The sequence below is a fragment of the Paenibacillus sp. IHBB 3054 genome (assembly GCF_051594305.1).
Taxonomy (GTDB): domain Bacteria; phylum Bacillota; class Bacilli; order Paenibacillales; family Paenibacillaceae; genus Paenibacillus_AQ.
Genome location: NZ_JBOFBG010000002.1, coordinates 52687 through 75897, shown reverse-complemented (window position 1 = coordinate 75897; position 23211 = coordinate 52687). Strand labels below are relative to the sequence as shown.

Annotated in this window: 19 protein-coding genes; 18 read left to right on the top strand and 1 reads right to left on the bottom strand. The window is 51.6% G+C overall.

The genetic code is table 11. From position 1 onward, the window contains the following. The first annotated feature begins 257 nt into the window (after window positions 1-257). Both ACQ76X_RS04000 and ACQ76X_RS03995 read left to right on the top strand, forming a co-directional pair. On the top strand, window positions 258-815 hold the full coding sequence (locus tag ACQ76X_RS04000) for an outer spore coat protein CotE (RefSeq protein WP_438491716.1): 558 nt from the start codon (window positions 258-260) through the stop codon (window positions 813-815). A 206-nt stretch (window positions 816-1021) separates the two neighbouring features. Further along, entirely contained in the window at window positions 1022-2485 is a 1464-nt protein-coding gene (locus ACQ76X_RS03995; protein ID WP_438491714.1) for a putative amidoligase domain-containing protein, read from the top strand. Between the two features lie 29 nt (window positions 2486-2514). On the opposite strand, the gene ACQ76X_RS03990 is transcribed toward ACQ76X_RS03995, so the two are convergent. Then, on the bottom strand, window positions 2515-3339 hold the full coding sequence (locus ACQ76X_RS03990) for a GNAT family N-acetyltransferase (RefSeq protein ID WP_438491713.1): 825 nt from the start codon (window positions 3337-3339) through the stop codon (window positions 2515-2517). Between the two features lie 256 nt (window positions 3340-3595). Here ACQ76X_RS03990 and mutS point away from each other — a divergent pair, with 256 nt between their 5' ends. The 16 genes from mutS (at window position 3596) to ACQ76X_RS03910 (ending at window position 23207) form a co-directional block, all read left to right on the top strand. After that, a complete protein-coding gene (mutS, locus tag ACQ76X_RS03985) occupies window positions 3596-6427 on the top strand; it encodes a DNA mismatch repair protein MutS (protein ID WP_438492097.1) in 2832 nt (943 codons plus the stop codon). Window positions 6428-6497: 70 nt separating this feature from the next. Beyond that, window positions 6498-8606 (top strand): DNA mismatch repair endonuclease MutL, encoded by a 2109-nt coding sequence (mutL, locus tag ACQ76X_RS03980; RefSeq protein ID WP_438491711.1) that lies wholly within the window; start codon window positions 6498-6500, stop codon window positions 8604-8606. Between the two features lie 107 nt (window positions 8607-8713). After that, complete coding sequence (locus ACQ76X_RS03975; protein WP_438491709.1) at window positions 8714-9493, top strand: class I SAM-dependent methyltransferase; 780 nt, start codon at window positions 8714-8716, stop codon at window positions 9491-9493. Further along, window positions 9483-10463 (top strand): tRNA (adenosine(37)-N6)-dimethylallyltransferase MiaA, encoded by a 981-nt coding sequence (gene miaA / locus ACQ76X_RS03970; RefSeq protein ID WP_438491707.1) that lies wholly within the window; start codon window positions 9483-9485, stop codon window positions 10461-10463. Before ACQ76X_RS03975 ends, miaA begins: the two co-directional genes overlap by 11 nt. Window positions 10464-10482: 19 nt before the next feature. After that, window positions 10483-10722 carry an RNA chaperone Hfq gene (hfq, locus tag ACQ76X_RS03965; RefSeq protein ID WP_019910673.1) on the top strand — a complete coding sequence of 80 codons (240 nt, stop codon included), beginning with the start codon at window positions 10483-10485 and terminating at the stop codon, window positions 10720-10722. A gap of 141 nt (window positions 10723-10863) precedes the next feature. Continuing rightward, window positions 10864-13509, top strand: coding sequence for a PBP1A family penicillin-binding protein (locus ACQ76X_RS03960; protein ID WP_438491705.1), 2646 nt, complete (start codon window positions 10864-10866; stop codon window positions 13507-13509). A 217-nt stretch (window positions 13510-13726) separates the two neighbouring features. After that, complete coding sequence (locus ACQ76X_RS03955) at window positions 13727-14281, top strand: DUF402 domain-containing protein (protein WP_038593019.1); 555 nt, start codon at window positions 13727-13729, stop codon at window positions 14279-14281. A gap of 3 nt (window positions 14282-14284) precedes the next feature. Further along, a complete protein-coding gene (locus ACQ76X_RS03950) occupies window positions 14285-14941 on the top strand; it encodes a YdcF family protein (RefSeq protein ID WP_438491702.1) in 657 nt (218 codons plus the stop codon). Window positions 14942-15042: 101 nt separating this feature from the next. Next, complete coding sequence (locus ACQ76X_RS03945; protein ID WP_038593013.1) at window positions 15043-16014, top strand: AAA family ATPase; 972 nt, start codon at window positions 15043-15045, stop codon at window positions 16012-16014. 63 nt (window positions 16015-16077) lie between these two features. Then, the gene (hflX, locus tag ACQ76X_RS03940) at window positions 16078-17364 is read left to right on the top strand and encodes a GTPase HflX (RefSeq protein ID WP_438491700.1); all 1287 of its coding nucleotides are present in this window, start codon (window positions 16078-16080) and stop codon (window positions 17362-17364) included. Between the two features lie 156 nt (window positions 17365-17520). After that, entirely contained in the window at window positions 17521-18774 is a 1254-nt protein-coding gene (locus tag ACQ76X_RS03935) for an aminotransferase class I/II-fold pyridoxal phosphate-dependent enzyme (RefSeq protein WP_438491698.1), read from the top strand. 83 nt (window positions 18775-18857) lie between these two features. Then, on the top strand, window positions 18858-19268 hold the full coding sequence (locus tag ACQ76X_RS03930) for a MerR family transcriptional regulator (protein WP_036656080.1): 411 nt from the start codon (window positions 18858-18860) through the stop codon (window positions 19266-19268). A 30-nt stretch (window positions 19269-19298) separates the two neighbouring features. Beyond that, window positions 19299-20627 (top strand): type I glutamate--ammonia ligase, encoded by a 1329-nt coding sequence (gene glnA / locus ACQ76X_RS03925; protein WP_038593006.1) that lies wholly within the window; start codon window positions 19299-19301, stop codon window positions 20625-20627. A gap of 546 nt (window positions 20628-21173) precedes the next feature. Further along, window positions 21174-21308 (top strand): hypothetical protein, encoded by a 135-nt coding sequence (locus ACQ76X_RS03920; protein WP_438491695.1) that lies wholly within the window; start codon window positions 21174-21176, stop codon window positions 21306-21308. Between the two features lie 117 nt (window positions 21309-21425). Then, entirely contained in the window at window positions 21426-21656 is a 231-nt protein-coding gene (locus ACQ76X_RS03915) for a hypothetical protein (RefSeq protein ID WP_438491693.1), read from the top strand. 462 nt (window positions 21657-22118) lie between these two features. Further along, the gene (locus ACQ76X_RS03910; RefSeq protein ID WP_438491691.1) at window positions 22119-23207 is read left to right on the top strand and encodes a DNA-methyltransferase; all 1089 of its coding nucleotides are present in this window, start codon (window positions 22119-22121) and stop codon (window positions 23205-23207) included. The last annotated feature ends 4 nt before the right edge of the window (window positions 23208-23211 follow it).

Sequence of the window (23211 nt, the reverse complement as noted above, 5' to 3'; positions counted from 1 at the left end):
CTTTCTGGTAAGAAGAATAACGGGCTACAATAGCAGGAGTGGAGTCGCGGCTTGACGGAAGTTCTACGGTTGCCTGTGGGCTGTCCGTTTTTTGCTATGTACTCATAACCAGGGGATTATTGCAATAAATTGAACTATGAATCTTATAACGGGGCGCATGGAGGGCTTACCCAAATTTATTTCTACTCTAACAATCAACAAATGCCCAGAACGTGCATACACTTGATAGTGAATGATTGTATGGAGGAGGTTTAAAGATGTCATTAAGTCATAAACGTCAAACAAGGGAGATCATTACGAAGGCAATTTGCGGCAAAGGTCGTAAGTTCTCTACCGCAACTCATACCGTGACTCCGCCACATCATCCGACAAGTATTCTGGGGGCTTGGATTATTAACCACCAGTACGAAGCGGTTGCCGCCGGAAACGGAATCGAAGTAATCGGTACTTACGATGTGAACATCTGGTATTCGTACGACAAAAACAAGCAGACCGAGGTAGCCAAGGAAACGGTCTCCTACGTGGAGCTCATTCCGCTGTCGTATCTGGATCCGAGACACCGTGCTTCCACGGTAGAGGTCTCTGCGGAGGCAACGCAGGAACCAAATTGTGTGGAAGCCGGTGTCTCTCCGGGCGGCGGCAGTGTGACACTTCGCGTAGAGCGGGAATTCGAAGCGGAACTGGTGGCTGAGACCAAGGTTCGCGTGTTTGTCACTGACCAAACGGATGATCCGGAAGACAAGGATTACGATTTCGACGGTGAAAGCTTTGATTTCGATGATCTGGATCCTGACGTCCTGGATGATGAGCTGTAAGGAAGGAATGCGCCGCCGCCAACTGAATATCGGGTGGGTTATAATCCATTATATGTAGTGAGGGCGGCGGCGAGAGGGCGAATGCCCTCCTTTTTATTTTTTATTTATTTTTCAGCCATGGACCTTTTAACAGCAGCCATCGGATGGGAACATCAAGAACTGGAAGATCTAAAGTTAGGGGAACGAACCACTAGGGAGGAGCCAGCGTGAATGAAGGGTTAAAGGAGTACCTGCTGCTAACTCCGGAGCACCAAGAGCTCCGGCTGCGGCGCTGTGGACTGGAGGCTGCTCTGTCTGCCGGTGGGAATCGCTTGGAGAGGGATGCAGGGCAAGCCGGAAGAATAGCTGTTGCAAATGGCCATACATATAAGAAGGGTCCTGATATGGACAGACACAAACAGCAATACTTGGTTAAAATATTCAATCTGGCAGTGCTTGAGATCACACCACTGGGTACCGGCCGGGCCATGAGTGCTGCAGCGGGGAATTCCCGCCCAGTTGCCTCAATCGGTGGGGATAGTGTGTCCGGGGGTACCGGTGTTAGCTTACTTGATGAGGGTGAAATTGATAACCATGGAGATCATGGAGACCCTGGAAATCCCGGAGACTACGGAATATCCGGTGAACAGGCGCATTACAGCCCCGGCCCGGAGCGGCGCGGAACTGCCGGACTGGTGAGGGGAATTGCTGTTAGAGCTTTATACAGCCTGGGGCTGGACAGCGGTGAAGTCAGGCTAAAGGCTATGGGCGGAAGGAGATACCTTGTGGAACAAATCCTCCCGCTCGCGCAACCTGCCGGCAAGCCGCTGCCGGAGCCTTACCGTACAGCGTCGCTGGCGCTGGACCGTGACCTGGCCCGGGAGCTGCCTGGCCGTCCAGGCTTGCTGATGGGCATGGACCCGGAGTTTCTTCTGCTCCGGGAAACCTCCGGCCGCGTCGTGCCCGCGTCGCGGTTCCTGCCCGTAGACGGCGTCGCGGGCTGCGACGCCGGACCTCCGGGAACGCGCGGCATGTTCCCGGTCGCCGAGCTGCGCCCTGCGCCGCGCGGGGAACCGCGCGCACTGCTGGCGCAGCTGATGTCCGCCGCAGCCACGGCGGACCGGATGGTATCCGACCGCTCGCTCCGCTGGCGGGCGGGAGGCATGCCGCTGCGGGGCTGGGCCCTCGGCGGCCACCTGCACTTCAGCGGCGTGCGGCTGACGGCGCCGCTGCTGCGCGCGCTCGACAACTACTTGGCGTTGCCGCTGCTGCTGCTGGAGGACGCCCGGGCTGCGGCGCGGCGTCCGCGTTACGGGGTGCTCGGCGATTTTCGTATTCAGCCGCATGGCGGCTTTGAATACCGGACCTTGCCGAGCTTCCTGGTGTCCCCGGTCATCGCCAAAGGCGCGGTCTTCCTGGCTCACCTGATCGTGAGCCGCTATGAAGACCTGACGCAGCGCCCGCTGGACCGGGAAGAGCTGCATGCCGCCTATTACAGCGGCAGCAAAGATCCGCTGCGCGCCGCCTGGGCTCCATTGCAGGCCCAGCTTCGCGCACTGGACGGCTACGTGCGCGCCGCCCCTTACGTAGAACCGCTGTTCCGCTGCATCTCCGCGGAACAGACCTGGGATGAATCGCGGGATATCCGTCCGCTGTGGACCGGGAAAGAGTCAATGAGGAATCAGCGGTAATCAGGTTGGGAATTCTGTCGCCCTGAGGCTTATGTACCTGTAAGTTGATTTTCTTTATGTAGATAAGTCATGGACCATTTGTCGATATCGCGGAAACCGAGCTTTTTGTAGATTAAACCTGCTTGAGGATTGTTATAGAAAAGGCATAGTGATTTTCCCTCGGCCAGAATATCGGCACAAAGCTGTGCGACCACCCGTGAAGCTAATTTTTGTCCTCTGTATTCCGGATGGGTGGCTACGGCGACTATCATCGCTGACCGCGAATTTTCCGCCGCGGTTGACGCGGTAGCAATTACTTCCCCGTTCTGTTCCACGAAGTAGGTGCGGCCGGTTCCGCTTTCCAGCGTTTTGTGCAGGGTTTTACGCGCGTCCTCCGGACTGCTGGTAAACTCTGTAATAACATCCGTCAATGTACAAATGGCATCCACATCCTGTGTCGTGGCTTTTTGGATGGGCACAGGAGCGGATGCCGCTGTACGGATTTCCTCATTCATCTCTGTCAGCTCGGCGAAAAGCATCTCTTTTTCCTGCCGGATATTCAACCATTTACTGAGCGTCCGCACGACCTCTAAAGAGCCGGAGATCATTTCGGCGTTTTTGTTTCTGCGCAGCAGTTCCGCAAAACCCTCCGCATCAAAAGGCCCCTCTGAATATGGCAAATAACTTCCGTAGAAACGCAGTATCACTGCTTTTAACGGCCCGTCTACAGAGTCACTTTCTCCCCAAAGCTCCATGAAATCCTGCTCGAACCCGAAATTTTCCACGTCTCCGATAATGTATAAATTGATAGCCGGATTTTTACCTACCAGTTCCATCAAATCTTCCCGGTCGGCTTCATTTAGTTTGCGTATCAAGCTTGTACCTCCTTCAGTTTCAGTAATGTATAATAATTCCTTTATAATTTTACAGCAAATTATTGAAAAAGCACATCATATGGTCATGTTGATCTTCAATGGCTATAATTAACAATATCTGTAATGCACCCGATGCAGGCAGCGTTCCAGCTCTGGTGTTCTCTTAGTGTTCTCTTATTGTGACTTCCCGGGGTGACTTTGCCTTGCAGGTTTCTGTTATAATAGAGAACACAGAAGATAGGTATGGAGGTCAATGATGGCAAAATATACGCCGATGATAGAACAGTATTTAAAGGTAAAGGAAGGGGCAGAGGATGCTTTCCTTTTTTTTCGGCTGGGAGATTTTTATGAAATGTTCTTCGAGGATGCGGTTCTGGCTTCGAAAGAGCTTGAGATTACTTTAACCGGCCGTGAGGGTGGGGGCGAAGAGCGCATTCCGATGTGCGGAGTGCCATACCATGCCGCGGAAGGTTACATACAGCGTTTGATCGAAAAGGGCTACAAGGTTGCGATTTGCGAGCAGCTGGATGATCCCGCCGTAACAAAGGGCATGGTGCGCCGGGATATTGTCCGCGTAGTCACACCGGGTACAGTAATGGACGGCAAAATTATTACGGACAAAAGCAACAACTACCTCGTTTGCGTGACCGAGCAGGACGGGATGATGGCTCTGGCTGCCTGCGATTTGACTACGGGTGAGCTGTATGTCACTTCCGTTCTTTCAGGTTCGGAATGGCTGCGTGACGAGATCGGCATTTATGAGCCAGCCGAGATTATCGGAGATGCTAACCTGCTCGAGAGTTTGCGCAGTGAGGCCTCACTGCTGGCGAAGCCGGTCGTGTACACTCCTTGGGAGAAACGCGAAGAGGAATTGGCCCGCCGCCAGTTCGGCGAAGCGGCCTGGGTGCGTCTGGAGAGTGAGCGGGGCAAATGTCTGGCGATGCTGATTTCCTATTTGAGTGAAACCCAGCGGCGTTCCCTGGGACAGCTTAGCCAGATTTCGCCGTATGAACCTGGCAACTATATGATTCTGGATCCGTTCACACGCCGCAATCTGGAACTCACTGAAACGGTGCGCGAGCGCTCCAAAAAAGGTTCACTGCTCTGGCTGCTGGACCGCACCGAAACCTCGATGGGCGGACGCCTCCTTCGCCGCAGAATCGACAAGCCGCTCCTGCAGCGGGCACCGATTGAGCGTCGACTGGAGGCTGTGGACTATCTCTATAACCAGTTTATTGTGCGTGAGGATTTGCGCGGGGCGCTGAAAGAAATCTATGATCTGGAGCGGCTCGTCGGGCGCATCGCCTTCGGCAGTGCCAACGGACGCGACATGAATGCCCTGAAGCAGTCACTGGCGCAAATACCGGCCCTGAAAGATATGTGTCTGACTTCAGGTTCAGAGACCCTGAGAGAGATCGGTTCCACCATGGATGAATGCGCAGAGCTGCGTGAGGATATCGAGCGGGCAATTACCGAGGATGCGCCGGTATCTGTGCGGGACGGGGGAATTATCCGGACAGGCTATCATGAGCGCCTGGACGAGCTGCGGGAAGCGAGCAGCAGCGGCAAACGCTGGATCGCCGAGCTGGAGGCGAAGGAGCGCCAGGCTACAGGCATTAAGTCGCTGAAAATCGGCTACAACAAAATTTTCGGCTATTATATAGAAATTACCCGCTCGAATCTTGCTTCCTTGCCGGAAGGAAGATATGAACGCAAGCAGACCTTGGCGAATGCAGAGCGTTATGTTACCCCTGAGCTGAAAGAGAAAGAAGCGCTGATTCTTGAAGCCCAGGACAAAATGACCGATCTCGAATACAGCCTGTTTACCGAGCTGCGGGACCGTATCGGGTCACAAATTCCCCGGCTGCAGGCCTTGGCGGAGAAGGTAGCGGAAATAGATGTGTATCAATGTCTTGCTGCGGTCAGCGCCGAGCACCGGTTTGTAAAACCCAAGCTATCCGACGGTTATGACCTGCGTCTTACGGGTGGACGGCATCCGGTAGTAGAAGCGGTGCTGAAAGATTCTGCATTTATAGCAAACGGCAGTACACTGAGCAAGAATGACGGCAATATATTGCTCATCACCGGCCCTAACATGGCTGGCAAGAGCACATACATGCGTCAGGTGGCGCTGATCTGCATTCTGGCCCAAATCGGCTGCTTCGTTCCGGCAGAAAGCGCGGAGGTTCCACTGATAGACCGGATCTTTACACGGATTGGAGCGGCGGATGACCTGATCGGCGGGCAGAGCACCTTTATGGTAGAGATGGCCGATATTCAGGTCATGACTGAGAAAGCAACGTCGCGCAGCCTTATAATTATTGACGAGCTGGGCCGGGGCACCTCGACAAGCGAGGGCATGGCCATTGCCCAGGCGGTTATTGAGTACGTGCATGATACCATTGCCTGCAAAGCACTGGTCTCGACGCATTTTCATGAGCTGGCCCATTTGGAGCAGAGCCTGCAAGGCCTGAAGAATTATTCTATGGCCGTGCAAGAGAGCGGAGACAAAGTGAACTTCCTGCGCAAGCTTGTGCCGGGAGCTGCCGACAGCAGCTATGGCATCTATTGCGCCCGGTTGGCCGGATTGCCGGAAGGTATTATTGACCGGGCATATGGTTTGCTCCAGAGCATTGAGCAGTCTGCGCCTCCGGGCTCGCCTGCGCTGCAATACGGGACTGCTTATGAGAGCCGTCACGGTGTGAAGGAACAGGCAAGCGGATTATCTGCAAGCCGAACGCAAGACACGGATGTATCGCCATCCGGAGATGATGCTGCCTACATGCATGCGGGCAATGCAGCCGCCGTGAGCACATCAGGCGGATCAGCTTACACCGAAGCTGCCGTCTCGCTGGCCTCCCTGCCGGATGCAGAAGACGCTGAAGTCGTACAACTGTCGATCTTTGGAGAAGAAGAGCCGCGCAGGAACCGTAAAGGCGGAGCGGGTTCCGCACCTGCACCTGTTAAAGAAAATCCGCTACTGAAAGAGCTGGTTGCCGCTGTTCAGGGTGCAGATCTGATGAATATGACCCCTCTGCAGGCAATGGGCCTGCTGAATGAGCTTAAGCAGAAGGCCAAGGAGCTGTAACTTAGGGTGTTTCCAAGTAAGCGTAATTCTAGCGAAGAACAAACATCACTATTGGCGAGGTGAATACAAAATGGCTAAAATTCATGTACTGGACGAGCATATTGCCAACCAGATTGCAGCGGGTGAGGTTGTGGAGCGGCCGGCTTCCGTTGTGAAGGAGCTGGTGGAGAACGCGATTGATGCCGGCAGCACCCGAATTGAGGTTTCTGTTGAAGAGGGAGGACTGCAGAGCATCCGCGTCAAAGACAATGGCTCAGGCATTGAGCCTGAGGACTGCGAGACCGCCTTCTACCGCCATGCGACCAGCAAGATTGCGAATGGACGCGATCTGTTCCTGATCACGAGCCTTGGCTTCCGCGGCGAGGCTTTGCCCAGTATCGCCGCTGTCTCGAAGGTATCCCTTCTGACTGCCAGCAGTGATGATGGTAAAGGCAGGCTGATTGATATCGAAGGCGGGAAGCTGATCCGCAACGAGGATACACCTTCCGGCAAGGGAAGCGATCTTGCAGTAAGGGAATTATTTTTCAACACACCGGCAAGGCTGAAATATATGAAGAGCATACAGACAGAGCTGGGGCATATTTCGGATGCGATGTACCGGATGGCTTTGGCTCATCCTTCCATCTCCTTTACGTTGCATCACAACGGCAATCAGCTGCTGCATACACTTGGCAACGGCGACCTGCTGCAGGTGATTGCTGCCGTTTACGGTACATCAGCGGCCAAGGCGATGCTGCCGATCTCAGCAGAAGATCCGGATTACCGGATTGCCGGCTTTGTCAGCCGGCCGGAGTGGACCCGCTCCAACCGCAATGCAGTCACCACGATTGTAGGCGGAAGATACATCCGCAGCAACGGGCTGAATGCGGCTATTATGCGGGCTTATCACACGCTGCTGCCGATTAACCGCTATCCGCTGCTCGTATTGCAGCTGGACATGCATCCGTCACTCGTCGACGTCAATGTACACCCGGCGAAATTGGAGGTGCGTTTCAGTAAGGAGATCGAACTGTACGCATTTGTTGAGCAGGAGATCCGCAAGGTTCTACTGGGCCAGAGTCTGATTCCGCGGCCTGGCAAAGAGATAATAGGCGCCAAGGGCAGCAGTTCCTTTATCCAGGAGCAGTTTGCCTTTCCGAAAGGAGCCATTCCTCAGCCTGCCGATGGCTTGCCAGGCATGGCCCGCAATGATCAAGACGGTCCAGACCCGCGGACCGCTGGTCCGCGAAGTGATATGCCCTCCGGTGTTGCTCCGCAAAGTGATCTGCAGCAAGCGGGTACATCGGATGCTAACCGTCCTGCAGAGAGACCGGACGCCTGGAACAGTGGAGTCAGTGGTGCTTCCCCCTTCGGCAACGGGGCTGCAGCAGGAGAACGCTACTCCGGCAACGCACAGCAGCGGACGGGAGAGCATCAGAGCGCAATGCCGGTGGCCCGGGAGACTGCTGCGGCATACAGCGGCAGTACTTCTTCATTGCCGCGTGAAGGGACTGGCGGCAGCTACCGCCAGCCTGCCGGGGCAATGCCGCCCCGGGGAGGGATGCCTTCAGCAGAGGAGCTGTACGCTCCAACCGGCAGTGAAGATCCTGCGCTTCCTCAGTTCCCTGAGCTGAACTACATCGGCCAGCATCATGGGACATATCTTATTGCCCAGAATGACAGCGGGCTCTATCTGATTGACCAGCATGCGGCACATGAACGGATTAATTATGAATATTATTATGAGAAATTCGGGCGTCCCGAGGATGCTTCGCAGGAGCTTCTCCTGCCAATCACCCTGGAGTTCACCCCTTCGGAGAGCCGCCAGCTCAGTGAAAGACTGCATTGGTTCGAACAGGCAGGTGTATTTCTTGAGCATTTCGGAGGACAGACTTTTCTGGTCCGTTCCTTGCCGTACTGGTTCCCTGAGGGAGATGAGAAGGCGGTCATTGAGGAAATGGCGGAATGGGTGCTGAGCGAACGTTACATCGACCTGGCCAAACTGCGTGAGAAATCCTCCATTCTCTGCTCCTGCAAGGCGTCCATCAAGGCCAACCAGAAGCTTACAGAGCAGGAAGTAGAGGCTCTGCTGTCCAGGCTGGCAGCTTGCCGCCAGCCATATACATGTCCGCATGGACGGCCGATCGTGGTTTCTTTCTCTTCCTATGACCTGGAGAAGCTGTTCAAACGTGTCATGTAAGTGCAGCTGCACTGCATATGAGGTAAGCTAGCTCACTTACAGCTCTTGATCTGCAATCTGTTTATTTCTATTTTTAACGCTCTAATGCGTACCAGATCGGAGGCATCATGATTATAACAACGGGCTTTGACCCGATACCGGAAATTGAGCTGCGGGCTCAGCAGCTTGCCGGGCGCACGGGCGCACCTTACGTGCCGAGGGCTAGGTTCTCCATGCCAAAGCTGGCGGAACGTTACGGGGACGAGGAGATTCTGGTAGTTCTGCAGGAGGCGGTACGGCTGATCTCGCCGGGTCTGCCACCGATGGAGTTTCATCCCAGTATGGGCTTTGTCCGGGCGAAACGCATTCTGAAGGGCGAATCTGATCCCATGCTGGAAGCTGCCGGAATGCTGCCGGGAGACAGCGTGTTGGACTGCACGGCGGGTCTTGGCAGCGATTCTCTGCTGTTTGCCGTCCACGGGGGAGAAGATTCCGTGGTGACTGCGCTGGAAAGCTCCTTGCCGCTGTATGCGCTGCTGCTTGAAGGCATGAGCCAGTACATTTCCGGCCAGCAGAAAGTAAACGAAGCGCTGCGCCGCATCCAGGTTGTGTACAGCGAACATCTGGGGTACTTGCGGGAACAGCCGGACAATAGTGTCGATATCGTCTACTTCGACCCGATGTTCCGGGTTCCCTTGACGGACTCTGCGGCGATATCCCCCTTGCGCCGTTTCGCTAACACAGCGGCCTTGACCGGGGAGAGTGTCGCTGAGGCAGTCAGAGTAGCACGCAAGGCTGTCCTGCTCAAAGAGAAGGCCTTAAGCGGCGAATTCTCACGGCTGGGCTTTTACGAACAGCTGCGCAGCAGCTCCAAAACATCGTACGGGGTGATACACATTGACAACTGAGACTAAACATAAGGTTCTGGTACTGCTGGGGCCGACCGCAGTCGGCAAAACAAGGCTTAGCCTGGAGCTCGCGGAGACGTACGGTGCAGAGATCATCTCCGGTGATTCCATGCAGGTCTACCGCGGAATGGATATCGGCACAGCTAAGATCACACCAGCGGAGATGAAGGGGATTCCGCATCATTTAATTGATATCCATGATCCGCAGGAAGCCTATTCTGCCGCTGAATTTCAGGTGCAGGGCGTCCGGCTGATCGAGGAGATCAGCGCCAGGGGAAAGCTTCCATTTATTGTGGGTGGAACGGGACTGTATATTGAATCCCTGTGTTATGGTTTCCGCTTCTCTGAGGCCGTGGCGGATGAGGCGTTCCGCAGCGAGCAGGACGCCTTTGCCGAGGAGCATGGAGCAGAAGCCCTGCACGCCAGACTGGCGGCTGTAGACCCTGCCAGCGCTTCCAGATTGCATCCGAATGACCGCCGCAGAATCATCCGTGCGCTGGAAATTCATCACCAGACAAAGGTTACGCTTTCGGCGTCCCATGAGGCTCAGAAGAAGGAGTCTCCATATGAGTTATGCCTCGTAGGTTTGACAATGGACCGGAAAATACTATATAAACGTATTGAAGACCGAATCGATCAGATGCTGGCGGAAGGTCTCGTCGCCGAGGTGAAAGGACTGCTGGATCACGGCTACAGCAGAACTCTTGTGTCCATGCAGGGATTGGGCTACAAGGAAATGGCTGCTTATCTCGCGGGAGAAACGACGCTGGACGAGGCTGTGACACTGCTGAAACGCGATACCCGCCGATTCGCCAAACGACAATTGTCATGGTTTCGCCACATGAAGGAAATCCAGTGGATCGACGATTTCAACGAGCAAAACTTTTCAGAGAATTTTGCAAAAATACGTGCTATAATAGCAGGAAAGTTTCTCTCAGGTCTTGAATATACTTCTGAACAATCTAATTGAACCATTGGGGGTACGTCATATGAACAAGTCCATTAACATCCAAGATACGTTCTTGAACCAGCTGCGTAAAGAGAATATCCCTGCCACAGTATATTTGACCAACGGCTTTCAAATCCGGGGAATCATCAAAGCATTTGACAATTTCACAATTGTCATCGACAGTGACGGACGCCAGCAAATGGTGTACAAGCACGCTATTTCCACCTTCACGCCACAGCGCAGTGTATCGTTGATGCAGGACAGTGGAAGCGAAGAATAACAATTTTTACAACCTTGCAGTGAAACCTTTTTGTTTATAAAGCGTTTGAATAGAGAGTGCGAGAGAGCAACCTGTGAAGGTTGTTCTTTTCATTCGTGCATACAATTTCAAGATGTTTCCGAAAGGGAGTCAGGAGGCAGCATGTCTAGAGACGATTTTTCCAGGACGAACCGCAATAGAGACAGGGGCACCACCCCTGCGAGTCCCAAAGGGAAGCCTAAGAAAAAGAAGAAGTTTCTAACCAAGAAACGCGTACTGTGGAGTTTATTTTTTGCAACGGCGCTGGCGATTTTTTGTGCGCTTGGCGGCTACCTGTTTATTATGCTGAACGGTCAGAAACTGCTGAATGAGAACCAGGACAAATTAACAGTGAATCCACCGACACAGATTTTTGACCGCAATGCGAATTTGATCGGCGAACTTTCACTTGAAAAGAGTGATCCGGTAGAGTATGAAGATATTCCTGAACAGCTAATCGAGGCTTTTGTTGCTACAGAAGATAAACGTTTTTTTGAACACTCAGGTGTGGATTTATGGTCGATCGGCCGCGCGGCCGTCAAGGATATCGCAGCACGCAGCATGGTGGAAGGCGGCAGTACGATCACCCAGCAGCTTGCGAAGAATATCTTCCTGACACGCGATAAGACGTTTTTCCGTAAAGCGACCGAGGTTTCCATTGCGGTTGCGCTGGAGAATGAGAACACCAAACCGGAGATCCTCAAGATGTACCTGAACCGGATTAACTTTGGTGGCACAGTTTATGGCATTAAGGCAGCGTCTATCCGTTATTTCGGAAAAAGCGATCTGAAGGACCTTGAGCTGTGGCAAATCGCCACTTTGGCTGCCATGCCGAAAGGGCCGTCCCGTTACAATCCGCTGCGCAATCCAGAGCTGTCCAAGGAACGCCGCGGCGTAGTGCTCCAACTGATGTATGAACAGGGGAAAATTACTGAACAGGAGCGGGATGAAGCCGCTGCGGTCAACTACAACTATAAGCCGCCCGAAAACAAACAGCGTTATCAGGCCTTTATTGATTATGCAATAGACGAGGCGGAAGACAAGTTCGGGTTAACCGAAGATGATCTCAACATTGGCGGATACAAGATTTATACAACGATGGATAAAAATGCCCAACAGACGGTAGAAGATGCTTTTGCCGATAGCGACAATTTCGAAAAAAGTGTGGATGAGGAACTGGTGCAGGGTTCGATGACCATCATCAACCAGGAGAATGGCAGCATCGTTGCGCTGATGGGCGGACGGAATTACGAGAAGAAGGGCTACAGCCGTGTTAACGGCAGCCGGCGTTCTCCGGGTTCCTCCTTCAAACCGTTGGTTTCTTACGCTCCTGCTCTGGAGTCGGGGAAATTCTCAAGCTCCTCAATGCTCAGCAATGAAAAGCAGTGCTTCGGCAAATACTGTCCGAGAAATCTGCATGGCTACTCATCAACGATCAGCATGAGTCAGGCGATAACGAAGTCGGAGAACATCCCGGCGGTCTGGCTGCTGAATGAGATTGGTGTGGATACAGGCTTCCAGTTTGCGAAGAAGTTGGGGATCAGCCTCAGCGATGAAGACAAGAACCTGTCACTCGCCCTCGGCGGGATGAGCAAAGGAACCAATACGCTGGAAATGGCTCAGGCATACAGTGCTTTTGCCAGCGGTGGTGAACTGCGTGAGGCGTATTCGATTAAATCGATTGCCAACAGCGAAGGGGACATGGTCTATAAGGCCAATACAAAGCCTGAGCGGGTGATGAGTGAGGATACAGCTTACCAAATGACCCAAATGATGCAGGAAGTTGTACAGGACGGTACAGGTAAAAAAGCGAAAATCAACCGTCCGGTTGCCGGCAAGACCGGTACTACCCAGAGCGGATACGACGGGATCAAATCCAACCGTGACGTGTGGTTTGTCGGATATACACCTGAATGGACCGCAGCAGTGTGGATGGGATATGACAAGCCGAGCAAGACACATCTGCTCAAGAACAGCAGTCCGCTTGCAGCGGCGTTCTGGGGTAAAGTTATGGAGAAGGCTCTGGAGGGGATTCCGGAAAAGTCTTTCCCTAAACCGGAAGGTGCGAGTGCGCCTGAACCAACGGCTACTCCAGAAACGGTACAGCCTGTCACGGGTCTATCCGCTGAATATGATCCTTCAACATTGACTGTGAACCTTGGTTGGGAAGCGGCTCAGGTTGCAGGAGTGGAATACCGGATTTACCGCCGGGAAACCTCGGAGACGGAGTTCACTTCACTTCTCAGCACAAAGTCTCTAACTATGGGTGATATTAGCGCCATGCCTGGACTGACTTATGAATATTATGTAACAGCTTATTATCCCGAACTGGATGTGGAGAGCGAGCCATCGGGGACCGTTATCGTAATGGTTCAGGATGAACTGCAGACACCAGAGCCGGAAGTAACACCTGATCCGAATCTTCCCACAGATGATCAAGGTAACGGACAGGGTAACGGAAACGGCGAAGGCAACGGCAATCCCGGTGGAAATAACGGGAATGGCAACGGGAATGGAAATGGTAATGGGAACGGAAATGGCAACGGAAATGGCAACGGAAATGGTAATGGGAATGGGAACGGCAATGGCAATGGGGGTGGAGTTGTAACCCCTCCGGAAGCAACCACTACTCCGCCTCCGCCAACCCCGCTGCCAACCAATTCTCCTGTTGAAACTTCCGGTTCAGGAAACACAGGTACGGAGAACAGTACTGAGGCGGGAACTGTAACGGATACCGGATTTTCAAATGAGGGCCAATCTCCTCAATAGTAGTGGAGTTTGTCTTTGATCCAAAGGACTATCCTTTACCCATTCAAGGTGGGAAAGGATAGTCTTTTTTTTGAAAGGACCTTTAAATATTTCCTTTAATCCAGAAGCTGCAACCTTTGATTACGTTGCCGTCAGTTCTGTTTTTTTACGGGATGTTTTGAGTGTGTCTCTCAAATGTGTTAAGCTGAAGACACCATTTCTTGAGAGGGTAATTCATATGAAACGTAAATTCGGAGACCGGGCCAACTGGCGCCGGATTACGCGCCGACATTTCGCCTGCCGCTATGTGGAAACCCGGGAATTCAGCGGTTATATCACTCTTTATACGATTTACGGGCTGAAGGAACCACTGTGGAAGAGCTATGGAAGGCATACATACCGCATAGCGGACAAAGGATATTCTTGGCTGCAGTATTTTCCCAAGGACAGCCACTATATTGTGACGGCTATGTTCGACGAACGACAGAATATCGTACAATGGTACATCGACACCTGCAAAGTCCAAGGCGTCACGGATCAAGGCGTTCCATGGTTTGATGATTTGTACCTGGACGTTGTGGTGCTTTGGAACGGAGAGGTATTTTTGCTGGATGAGGATGAACTTGAGGAAGCGCTGGAAAGGGAAGACATTACGGACAGCGACTATAATCTGGCCTGGGCAACAGCCAAGAGCATTCTACGCAGTATTGACGCACACGCCTTTCCTTATTTCTCTCTCTCACTGAAGCATCGTGCCGAATTGTTCCATCACGGAGAATTCAGGAGGAAATAAAAAATGGAATGGTACGTTTACCAAAGAGGTTCATCCCCAATACGCAAAGTGTCCAGAAAACGCCGCTCCCGGCGTAAGCGCAACTTGCTTATTGCAGGTATAACGATTGTGGCAGCAGGCCTCCTATGGTGCGCGGTTGTGTTTAATAACATTAACAGTGCAGCTACAACATCACCTATGACGAAAGCGGATGCAGGTATTATTCTTGGCATGTCCATGTGGGGGGATAAGCCAAGCCCCGGCCTGAAGGAACGGCTGGATTGCGGGCTAAAGCTCTACCGGGAGGGAATGTTCAGCACCTTTATTGTTTCGGGGGGGCTGGACGATCCGGACTACAAATTTACCGAAGGTCAAGGGATGCGGAATTATCTGGTGGAGCAAGGTGTGCCGGAAGAAGATATCCTTATGGAGAACAAATCTACCAGCACGTACGAGAATCTGCTGTTCAGCCAGGAAATTATGAAGCGTGAGGGGATGACGTCTTCGGTTATTATTACGCATACTTTTCATGGACGGCGGGCGCAGGAAATTGCCAGAGAATTGGGCTATGCTGCACCAGAGCTGGGGCTTACCGAGTCAGAGGTAATGTCGATGGCCAAGTATAAATCCCGTGAAATCCTGGCCTACACCAAATGGAAGCTGCAGCAGTTATTTCTGTAAATCATTTGCCAAGTATAAAAATCCTGAAACTGCTAATAAGACCTCATGTACCGGAATAGACTTACTTAGAGCAGTCAGCCCTGGATAATGAGGTGAATAAGGTGAACGGACGCGTAGCGGCAGCAAGCGGGCGGGAGGAAGGCAGACCGTCAAGGCAAATCAATATTGTGCTGCGGAATCAAGATCCCCCTCCGATGAGCAGTGCGGTGAGCGACAGCAGCAGTGGGGCCGCGCTCCCCAAAAATCACGGCCATAGCGGACTGTTCCAGGAGTTAAGCCGGGAACTTGATGGTCTTGTTGGCTTGGATAATATCAAGGAGCTTGTATTTGAGATATATGCGCTTCTGCAGATCGCCCAGATGCGCAGCGAGGCAGGGCTTGCCAGTGGCGGCCAGGCTTATCATATGGTGTTCAAGGGCAATCCCGGAACCGGTAAAACGACGGTAGCGAGGATTGTCGCCAAGCTGTTCCAACGGATGGGTGTATTGAGCAAGGGGCATCTGATCGAGGTAGAGAGAGCGGATCTCGTCGGCGAATATATTGGACATACCGCCCAGAAGACGCGTGACCTGGTAAAAAAGGCGCTCGGAGGCATCCTATTTATTGATGAAGCCTACAGTCTTGCCCGCGGTGGAGATAAGGATTTTGGAAAGGAAGCCATCGATACGCTGGTAAAATCCATGGAAGATCACCGCAGCCAGTTTGTGCTGATCCTGGCCGGGTACTCCGGCGAGATCGATTATTTTCTGATGAGCAATCCGGGGCTGCCTTCAAGGTTTCCTATTCAGGTTGAATTTCCCGACTATACGATTGATCAGCTGCTGCAGATTGCCGAACTTATGGCCAAGGAGCGCGATTATATTTTGATGCCGCAGGCGATACTCAAGTTAAAGCAGCATTTGCTGGTGGAGAAGACGGAGAGCCTTCATGCCTTCAGCAATGCGCGCTTTGTGCGCAATTCGATTGAGAAAGCCGTGCGTGCACAAGCAGTACGCTTGCTGAACCAGTACGAGAGCAACAGCCCCGGTAAGCAGGAGCTGATGACACTGCGGACTGAAGATTTTAAGCTGTAAAACAAAATATGATTAAAGGATGATATACCTCAGTGGGGTATGGAGATAAGGAGCATTGAATGCATGACGACAACACATGATACACAAACAGATATCCAGGACCGGGCAATATTAGTCAGTTTGGTGACGGACAAAATTAAGCGCACCGGCATTGACCCGGAGCTTTCCCTGCAAGAATTGGTGCAGCTGGCGGAGACAGCCGGTGTCGAAGTGCTGGACGTGCTGCGCCAGAACAAGGAAACTCCTGATTCCAAATGGTTCATCGGCAAGGGGAAGGTAGAAGAGCTGCGGATGGCTGCAGATGGTTTCGGTGCGAATACGGCAATCTTTGACCAGGAGCTGTCCGGAGCGCAGGTGCGCAATCTGGAGGAAGCTCTGGATCTGAAAATTATCGACCGCACCCAGCTGATCCTGGATATCTTTGCCGGACGGGCGAAGACGCGGGAAGGTATTATTCAGGTAGAGCTGGCACAGCTCTCCTATCTGCTGCCGCGCCTCTCCGGGCAGGGCAAAAACCTGTCCAGACTCGGCGGCGGTATCGGCACAAGAGGACCAGGGGAAAGTAAACTGGAGACGGACCGCCGGCACATCCGCAACAGGATTGATGAACTGAAACGCCAGCTCGACGAAGTGGTGAAGACCCGTGAGCTGCATCGAGAACGCCGCCGCAAGAGCGGTGCCGTACAGGTGGCCCTTGTCGGATACACAAATGCAGGCAAATCGACGCTATTGAAGCAGCTCACGGATGCAGATGTATATATTGAGAATCAGCTGTTTGCTACACTTGACCCGACTTCACGTGTACTGCAGCTCCCTTCAGGCAAAGAGGTTGTGTTAACAGATACGGTTGGATTCATACAGAATCTGCCGCATGATCTGGTGGCATCCTTCCGTGCCACTCTGGAGGAAGTGAATGAAGCGAATCTGGTGCTGCATGTAGTCGACGCCTCTTCTCCAATGCGTGAGGAACAAATGGAGGTTGTCCAAGCCATTCTCACGGATCTGGGGGCTGCCGGGAAGCCGCAAATTACATTGTTCAACAAAAGCGATATCTGCCAGCCGGAACAGCTGGAGATGCTTCCAGCAGGCCCGGAGCATTTAAAGATCAGTGCTTTTAACCCTGAGGATCTAACCCTGATCCGGGAGATCATCGAAGATTCGCTGGCAGGGGATACTCTGACCTTCCGGATCCCAGGTGACCGTGGCGACCTGTCTTCATTGCTCTACCGTGTGGGCGAGGTGTTGGAGCAGCAGTATGACGAGAACGATGTGCTCTACAATGTCCGCTTAAACAAAGAGGATTATGAGAAATGGGGCTACAAGTTAGCGGAGTTCGTAGTGCAGGAATAAACCATCATTTTGAGCAAGTCTCAAAATAAATTAAGGAATGCATTCAATGTCCCCACAAAGCATGGATATCTCCTTCGGTCTTCGAAGCCGAATCCTACTGTGTGGGGCTAATTCTTGATGTTAAGTAAATGTAATGTAAGGGGAGAACAAGGGGAAATGGCTGTTTTTGCAGAGGATATTTTACATGCGGCAGAGGCTGCAGAACTTGAAATTGAAAGTGCGGTAAAAAAGCTGGACCGGATAGTGGACCACAATCAGTGGAAGGTTATTGAGTCGTTCCAGCGGCAGCAGGTGAGCGATTTTCACTTTGCGGGTTCTACCGGCTATGCCTATAATGACCGGGGCCGTGAAGTGCTGGATCTTGTGTATGCCGAGGTATTCGGTGCGGAGGCGGCGCTGGTTCGGCCTCATTTTGCTTCTGGTACGCATACCATCTCTACGGCGCTTTTTGGCGTACTGCGTCCAGGAGACGAATTGCTGTACATCACAGGACGCCCATACGATACGTTGCATAAAGTAGTTGGCAAGCCCGGTGACGGGACAGGCTCTTTGGCCGATTTTGGGATCGGCTACCGTGAGACCGCTTTAACCGGTGAAGGGAAAGTGGATTGGGACGAAGTAGCGCTCGCTATAAATGACCATACAAAAGTTATCGGAATCCAAAGATCGCGTGGCTATGATTGGCGTTCTTCCTTTACGGTCGCTGAAATCGGCGATATGGTAACAAAAGTGAAAAGGTTGAAACCGGATGTCATCGTGTTCGTAGACAACTGTTATGGAGAATTTTCGGAAGAGCTTGAGCCTCCCCAGGTGGGAGCCGACCTCGTCGCAGGTTCACTGATTAAGAATCCGGGTGGGGGAATCGCTGAGACAGGCGGATATATTTGCGGACGCAGCGATCTTGTCGAGCTGGCGGCCTACAGGCTCACAGCACCGGGGATAGGCGGAGAAGTGGGCGCGATGCTGGGAACGACACGCGGACTCTACCAAGGGCTCTTTATGGCTCCACACACGGTGGGGCAAGCACTCAAAGGCAGTATCTTTGCAGCTGCCGTCTTTCAGCGCTGCGGATTTACGACCAAACCAGCCTGGGATGAACCGCGTACGGACCTGATCCAGGCGGTTGCTTTTGACGGGCCGGAGCACCTGATTGCCTTTGTGCAGGGGATTCAACGTGCTGCAGCCGTTGACAGCCATGTTGTGCCAGAGCCTTGGGATATGCCTGGTTATGAACATCCTGTCATTATGGCGGCAGGAACGTTCATCCAGGGTGGCAGCTTGGAGTTATCTGCGGATGCGCCGATCCGGGCGCCCTATATTGGCTATATGCAAGGCGGATTAACCTATTCTCATGTGAAGTACGGTGTGTTGATGGCGCTGCAAAGTATGCGGGATAGAAATCTTCTGTAAGAAAAACTCACACACCATTGACACGCGAAACCAGGAAATGTACAATGAAATGAGAAAAAGATCATTGGAAGGTTGGATGAGTCATGGGTGATGAAATCCGCAGAAATATGGCACTATTTCCTATAGGTATTGTAATGAAGCTAACCGATTTATCTGCCAGACAAATTCGTTATTATGAGCAGCACAGTCTGATTGTGCCCGCTCGTACCTCCGGCAATCAGCGTTTGTTCTCATTTAATGATGTGGAACGCCTGTTGGAAATCAAAGCATTAATCGAGAAGGGTGTTAACATTGCCGGCATCAAGCAGGTGATGAACCCAGTCACGAAGGAATCCGAAGAAGCTACGGTTATTACCCCTGATACAGAGGTTAGACGTAGAGAGTTGTCCGATTCACAGCTTCATCGTTTGCTGAAGCAGGAACTGGTTTCCGGTAAAAGACCGGGACAAGTCTCTCTTATTCAAGGCGAACTTTCCCGGTTTTTTAATAAATAACATAAAGAGACATGAAAGGGAGAGGGTATAGTGAGCTTTTCTAAAGAGGATATTATGCGCATCGCCAAGGAAGAAAACGTCCGTTTTATTCGCCTGCAATTTACCGACTTGCTCGGAACGATCAAAAATGTAGAGATTCCTGTTAGCCAGCTCGAAAAGGCGCTCGACAATAAAATGATGTTCGATGGTTCCTCCATTGAAGGTTATGTCCGGATTGAAGAATCCGACATGTATCTCTATCCTGACCTCAGCACATGGGTAATCTTCCCTTGGGTGACGGACAGCCGGGTTGCTCGTCTGATTTGTGATGTGTACATGCCTGACGGAACACCGTTTGCCGGAGATCCGCGTGGTATTCTGAAGCGTTGTCTGGAAGAAGCCGAAGAAATGGGTTATACCGCGATGAACGTTGGACCTGAACCTGAATTTTTCCTCTTCAAAACTGATGAGAGAGGGAACCCAACTACGGAATTGAATGACCAAGGCGGATATTTCGATTTGGCGCCGATGGATCTTGGAGAGAACTGCCGCCGCGAAATCGTTTTGACTCTTGAAGAGATGGGCTTTGAAATTGAAGCTTCCCACCATGAAGTTGCTTCCGGCCAGCATGAAATTGACTTCAAATATGCTGATGCCATCAAAGCTGCTGACCAAATTCAAACCTTTAAGCTTGTCGTGAAGACGGTAGCCCGCCAGCACGGCCTGCATGCTACTTTTATGCCTAAACCGCTTTTTGGAATGAACGGATCCGGTATGCACGCTCACCAATCCCTGTTCAAAGGCAAAGAGAATGTGTTCTACGATGAGAGCGACACACTTGGCCTGAGCAAGACAGCCCGTTACTACATGGCAGGTATTCTGAAGCATGCCCGTGCGTTTGCTGCAATTACGAACCCGACAGTGAACTCTTACAAACGTCTGGTTCCCGGTTATGAAGCGCCTTGCTACGTAGCATGGTCTGCCAGCAACCGCAGCCCGATGATCCGTATCCCTGCTTCCAGAGGGCTGAGCACTCGCATCGAGGTCCGCAATCCGGATCCGGCAGCTAACCCTTACCTTGCACTTGCTGTAATGTTGAAGGCAGGTCTTGACGGAATCAAGCGCCAACTGGATCTTCCGGCTCCAATCGACCGTAACATCTATGTGATGTCCGAAGAAGAGCGGATTGAAGAAGGCATCCCTAGCTTGCCATCCGATCTGAAGGAAGCACTGAACGAAATGATCCGCAGCCATGTCATCACCGAAGCCCTCGGCGAACATGCGCTGGCTCACTTCTATGAGCTGAAAGAAATCGAGTGGGATATCTACCGTACACAGGTTCACGAGTGGGAAAGAGATCAGTACATGACTCTTTACTAGAATACAGCAGCCCTTGACGCGTAAGCGTTGGGGGCTTTTCTTTGTGTGGGAAGAAAGGGCAATTTGTCTTCGAGGATATTTTGAAGATGTGAATCAAACCTTCCCGTGTGATCGGATTCGATTTATTTTGAGATGTGGGCTAAATATTAGGGGTTATTTGCACACTCCCGTGGCCTAATCTCTCTTGAACATATTTCATTTCAGCCCCGGAATAGAATTGCCCCTCCAAGCATGCTTAGAGACAGCGGAAAACTACCAGCTTTCATTCATATGGAAAATGTTCCTCGTATTCTAAGCAGAGGTAAGAATCTGCTGAATCGTATCAAAAAAGTGTTGGTGAAATATGGCTATAAAGTAGACATGAGAGCAAACCGCAATCTTGGAGAAGTCGGCGGTTTGGGGCAAAATAGACTTGAGGTGGACGTGGAGTTCTCAGTAACGCTTATAGGGTATGTGGTAATTACCATATTAATATTGAAGGCAATGATGATTTGAAAAGTGCAATCATTGAAGAATATCGTACTTTATTCGGAGATTACTTTTAGTATGACGAACAAGATTGGGAAGAGCATCCCAGGAAACAAGCAATCCTACAACAGAAAGAACGCGAGAAACAAGAACGCCAGAATCAGAACAAGCCAGTTGTTGACCTACTCAGCACGACTGCTGGCCGGAGCCTAAAGGCTAAGGAGTTGCACTTGCTTCAATCATTTGAATATAAGGATATGGCTGTATTTGCAACTCTTATGTCTGACGTATTTGGAAGATCACTGGAAGAACCAAAGGTGTATAGCTACGGTGGTGCCAATATTTGAATCCTTCGAATTAGAAATAGTTCGTAAGTTAGAAGAAAATGATCATCTGTTAGCAGTTATTTCAAGTGAAGCAGTTACTTGTGGCGTTAAAGTGGAAGACTGCCGTGAATACATTCGCGTGAGTCTGATAGATATGATCGATCAAATTGCAGAGAAAGGAGAGGCGAATGGATTGAAACAAAAACGAAAAATGGGCAAGAAATCAAATATATAATTCATATAACAACGCATGAAAGGTGTTAAATATGACTGAACTCAGCCTAGTAGCAAAGAAAATATGCGATGACAATTACACATCCAATTGCGGGCGTTGCCCAACCCGACCTGCATGTGTACATAGTTTAGGGCCTGGGAGAGAGGCATATGACCGCTGGCAGGGAGAAGTAAACGCCGAGGCAGAGATATTAGCAAATAAATAAGTGCCGTATTATTTTCGGCGCCATTCAATAAAATTCAATTCACTTGCGTGCATTTCTGCTTTTTTTTACTGACATGAACGCCAAACCAGTAACAAGAATGATGAAGAAGACGGACAAAGATTCCATAAAGTAGCACCTCACTATTCTATTTTCTAATTCTAAAAGAATTATACCATAATTTGGATTGTCTATTAGTGCGAATAAATACAGAACACCTCCAGGAAGGGGATAACCCATTAACCCTACAAGGAGACAACATGGAGATTATGCCGCAACTGGCCGCCGAGAGCTTTTACACTTGCGTCACCAGCCCGCCATACTGGGGCCTGCGTGATTACGGTATACCGCCGACAAACTGGCTGGAAGTGACTTACACGCCGATGCCAGGGCTTCCGCCAGTTACAGTTCCGGCATGGACCGGCTGCCTGGGGCTGGAACCTACGCCTGAAATGTTTGTCGCTCATAGTGTGGCGGTGTTTCGAGAGGTCTGGCGGCGGCTGCGGAAGGATGGAACGCTTTGGCTCAATTACGGAGACAGCTACGCCAAGGCAGGCATATCGGGCATGGGCGATCCAACGACAGGAGAGCGGAACCTTGGTGGCATGAAACCACTGAAAAAGGAAATCCCACCCGGGCTTAAGCCAAAGGATCTGATTGGCATCCCGTGGCGCGTAGCTTTCGCACTCCAGGCAGAAGGCTGGTATCTCCGGATGGACAATATCTGGAGCAAACCCAACTGCATGCCGGAGAGTGTAGGAGATCGTACTACAAAGGCTCACGAATATATTTTCTTGTTGGCCAAGTCTGAAAAATATTACTACGACGCGGAAGCTATCAAAGAGCCGTTAACCGCATCAAGTTTAGCAAGACTTTCTCAGGATATCGAGGGACAAAAAGGTTCTACTCGTGCAAACGGCGGCGGAAAGATGAACAGTGCAATGAAAGCCGTTGGAGGATCCCAAGGAGCGTTTGGTCCGCCTCAATCCAGAAAGCGGAGCGGCAATAAAGACAGGAAGTACGGGGAAGACAGGGATCGTCCAGGTTCACGCCTTGGTGCTTCAATTCCTTGGGAGGGCGATACAAGGAACAAACGCTCTGTGTGGACAGTATCAACTGCTCAATTTACTGACGCGCACTTCGCAACATTCCCTGAAAAGCTGATTGAACCGTGCATCCTCGCCGGTGCACCGCCGGACGGACATGTGCTAGATCCATTCGGCGGATCCGGAACGACCCGGAAGGTGGCGCTGGAGAACAACCGGGAATGTACCATCATGGAAATTGGCCCGCAGTATGTGGAGATCGCACAGCGGCGGACGGCAATTATACAGCAGCAGTTATTTTAAGGGA